At 72.8% G+C, this 3,632-nt stretch carries 3 protein-coding genes; 1 reads left to right on the forward strand and 2 read right to left on the reverse strand.

Annotated elements, in window-relative coordinates; all coding sequences use genetic code 11:
• Positions 1 to 211 precede the first annotated feature (211 nt).
• Both trmB and AC1DVT_RS18675 read right to left on the reverse strand, forming a co-directional pair.
• A complete protein-coding gene (gene trmB, locus AC1DVT_RS18670; RefSeq protein ID WP_477390719.1) occupies positions 212 to 952 on the reverse strand; it encodes a tRNA (guanosine(46)-N7)-methyltransferase TrmB in 741 nt (246 codons plus the stop codon).
• 32 nt (positions 953 to 984) lie between these two features.
• Positions 985 to 1,830, reverse strand: a complete 846-nt coding sequence (locus AC1DVT_RS18675) for a DUF3097 family protein (protein WP_457101378.1) — start codon at positions 1,828 to 1,830, stop codon at positions 985 to 987.
• Between the two features lie 162 nt (positions 1,831 to 1,992).
• Between AC1DVT_RS18675 and AC1DVT_RS18680 the strand changes: the two genes are divergently transcribed.
• A partial coding sequence (locus AC1DVT_RS18680) for a TPM domain-containing protein (RefSeq protein ID WP_477390720.1) occupies positions 1,993 to 3,632 on the forward strand: 1,640 nt, incomplete at its 3' end.

Consider the following 3,632-nt stretch of genomic DNA (forward strand, 5'->3'; position numbering starts at 1 on the left):
GCGCGGCGCTCGACCGCCCAGGCGCCGGCGAGCGCCGCCGCCAGCAGCGCCCAGCCCACCCACGGCACGCGGAGCACGAAGAAGGCCGGGGCGGAGAGGCACGCCAGGAGCGCGGGCGCGAGCCCCCACGACCAGGCGGGATGCACGACCTCCGCTGCTGCCGGGTGGGCGCGCATTCAGCGTCCCCGCACGACGGCGGCGCCGGCCGGGCTCATCGGGCGCCGGCCGTCCGCCGATAGGCGAGGTCGCGGATCGCCCGGCCCGCGCGCTGCCCCTTGCGTTCGAACGAGGTCAGCACCCGCCCGTCGAAGCGCTCGGCCCACTCGCCCGTGAAGTCGCGGGCGAAGGCCTTCTCGTCGTCGAGCACCGCCCGCATCTGCAGCGCGTAGTCCTCCCAGTCCGTCGCGAGCCGCAGCACGCCGTCCGGTCGCAGCGCGCGGGCGGCGATGCCCGCGAATTCGCTGGTTACGAGCCGGCGCTTGGTGTGCTTGTTCTTGTGCCATGGATCCGGGAAGAACACCCACAGTTCGGCGACGGATGCCGGGGGCAGCAGGTGCTCGAGCACCTCGGGTGCGTTCGCCTCGACGAGGCGGAGATTCTCGGCCCCGGCGCGCTCGGCGTCGAGCATCGTGCGGGCGATCCCGGCGCGGAACACCTCGACGGCGAGGAAGTCGTCGTCGGGACGAGAGGTCGCCGCGTGCACGATCGCGTGACCCTGACCCGATCCCACCTCGACGATCAGCGGCGCCGCGCGGCCCCAGACCTCGTGCGGGTCGATCGCCGTGCCGGAGCGGATGCTGGTTTCCGCGGCATCGCGCTCCACCGACAGCACGAACCGGGGCGCCAGCTCGACCCAGGCGCGCTCCTGCGCCTCGGACACCCGACCGCTGCGGCGCACGAACGAGACAGGGCGGTCGCGGAAGGTGCGGGGTTCGGCGGGGATGTCGGGCACTGCACCAGGCTACCCAGCCGGGGCGCCGGCGTTCAGCGGCCGGGGTCGACCGTGACGTAGTCGATGAGCTCCTCGACCCGCCCGAGGAACGTCGGCTCGAGGTCGCGGTAGCTGCCGACCGCGGCGAGGATCCGCTGCCAGGCGCGCGCGAGGTCGGCCTGCGTCGCCGACGGCCAGCCGAGGCCTCGGCAGATGCCCACCTTGAAGTCGATGCCGCGCGGCACTTCCGGCCAGCTCCGGATGCCGAGAGCGCGCGGCGTGACGCACTGCCACACGTCGATGTACGGGTGGCCGACGATCCGGAGGTGCGCCCCGTGCGGACCGGCGGCGATCGCCTGCGCGATGCGCGATTCCTTGGAGCCGGGCACGAGGTGATCGACAAGTACCCCGTAACGGCGAGTCGCTGAGGGCGGCTCCTCGTCGAGCATCTCGGCGAGCAGGTCGACCCCCTGGAGGTACTCGACGACGACGCCTTCGGCGCGCAGGTCGTCGCCCCAGACCTTCTCCACGAGTTCGGCGTCGTGGCGACCCTCCACGAGGATGCGACTCGCACGCGCCACCCGGGCACGCGCTTCGGGCGCGGCGAACGAGCCCGACGCCGTCCGCGCGGGGGCCGGTGCCGCGGCCGCGGACGGGGCGACGAGCACGACATCCGCACCGTCGATCAGGAATCCGGGCCCGAGGGGGAACAATCGTCGGCGACCCAGGCGATCCTCGAGCTCGACGATGCCGGACGCCACTTTCACGACAGCCCCGCAGTACCCGTCTTCGGCCACCTCGACGACGAGATCGGCCGTGGCGGGCACGCGCGGCACCTCGGTCTGCCCGCGCTGGCGCCAGCCGGCTGCGAGCACATCAGTGCCATAGCGATCGTCCACGTACCCTCCTCGGAGCGGCCAGCGTACCGGCGGATCGCGCATCCACTACGCAGCGACCCGCGACCCGCGCAAGCCCTACCTCGGCATGCCCGGGCTTGCATAGACTCGGCTCCGGGGCCGCTGAGGGCCCAGCGACGGGGGGTTCGGATGCGGGCGCGATGGGTGCTGGCACTCACTGTGACGCTCACGGCGCTGCTGGCCGGCTCGGTTTCCGCGGCCTCGGCGACCGACCCCGTCACCCTCGGGTCGAGCCACGTGCTCGACGACGCCGGTGTGCTCACCCCCGCAGAGGTGGATGCGGCGGAGAACCGCCTGGCCCAGCTCTCGGATGAGACGGATGTCGATCTCTGGGTCGTGTTCGTCGACGAGTTCACGAACCCGTCGAGTGCGGCCGACTGGGCGAACGAGACGGCGACGGCGAACAACCTCGCCTCCAACCAATACCTGCTCGCGGTGGCGGTGGATTCGCGTCAGTTCTATCTGTCCGGTGATTCGTCCGGCCCCGTGACCGACGAACAGCTCACCTCCATCGAACAGCAGCAGATCCAGCCGCAGCTCGCCGCGGAAGACTGGGGCGGCGCGATCGATGCGGCCGCGGACGGACTCACCGCCGCAACGGCCGGCACGAGCGGTGGCACGGGGAGCGAGCCCGACGGCACCGGCAACGAGTCCAGCGGAGCAGCCGGCGGTCTCTTCTCCAACGGCCTGCTCCTCTTCGTCCTCATCGCGGCGGCGCTCGGCGTCATCGTCTGGATCGTCATGCGTCGTCGCCGCAAGGGGGTCGCCGCGAATCCGTCGGCGGTGCCGCCGGCGGGAAGCGTCGACCCGCTCACCCAGCTCGACACGAAGCAGCTCGAGCGTCAGGCCGCCTCGGCGCTCGTCGAGACCGACGATGCGGTGAAGACGAGCGAGCAGGAGCTGGGGTTCGCGAAGGCCCAGTTCGGGGATGCCGCGACCGTGGAATTCGCGCAGGCTCTCGCCGCGGCGAAGGACAGCCTCGGCAAGGCCTTCCTCCTCCAGCAGCAGCTCGACGATGCGACGCCCGACACCGAGGAGCAGGTGCGGGCGTGGAACACCCAGATCATCCGGCTGCTCGAGGGCGCCAACCACGGGCTCGACGAGAAGTCCGAGGCGTTCGATGAGCTGCGCAAGCTCGAACGCAACRCGCCGGAGGCCTTCGCCCGGGTGCAGCAGGAGCGCGCCGCCGCCGCGCCGGGGGTGGCATCGGCCGCCGGCCGCCTTCGGGCGCTCGCGCAGGGCTACGCCCCCGAGGCGCTCACGACGATCGCGGACAATCCCGCCCAGGCGGCCGATCGCCTGACCTTCGCGGACGCCCAGCTCGCCGCCGCCCAGACCGCGATCGGCGCGGGCGATGGCGGCGCCGCGGCCGTCAGCATCCGCGCCGCCGAAGACGCCGTCGCGCAGGCAGGGCTGCTCGAGCAGGCGATCGACAAGCTCGGCGCCGACCTGACGGCCGGCGAGACCCGCGCTCGCGCACTCATCGCCGAACTCCAGCAGGATCTGGCCGCGGCCGCCGCGCTTCCCGATCCCGACGGCCGCGTGGCCGCTGCCGTCACCGCCGTCCGCCAGCAGCTCGCCGAGGCCGACGGGCTGCTGTCCGGCACCGGCAAGCGCCCGCTCGCTGCTCTGCAGGGGCTCGAGGCCGCCAACACCCAGATCGACGCGGTGATCGCCGGAGTGCGGGATGCCGCGGCCCAGGCGCAGCGCGCGCAGGAGATGCTCGGCCAGGTGATGATGCGAGCGCAGGCGCAGGTCTCCGCCGCCGAGGACTACATCACGGC

Source organism: Microbacterium sp. P2_F9, from assembly GCF_056403635.1.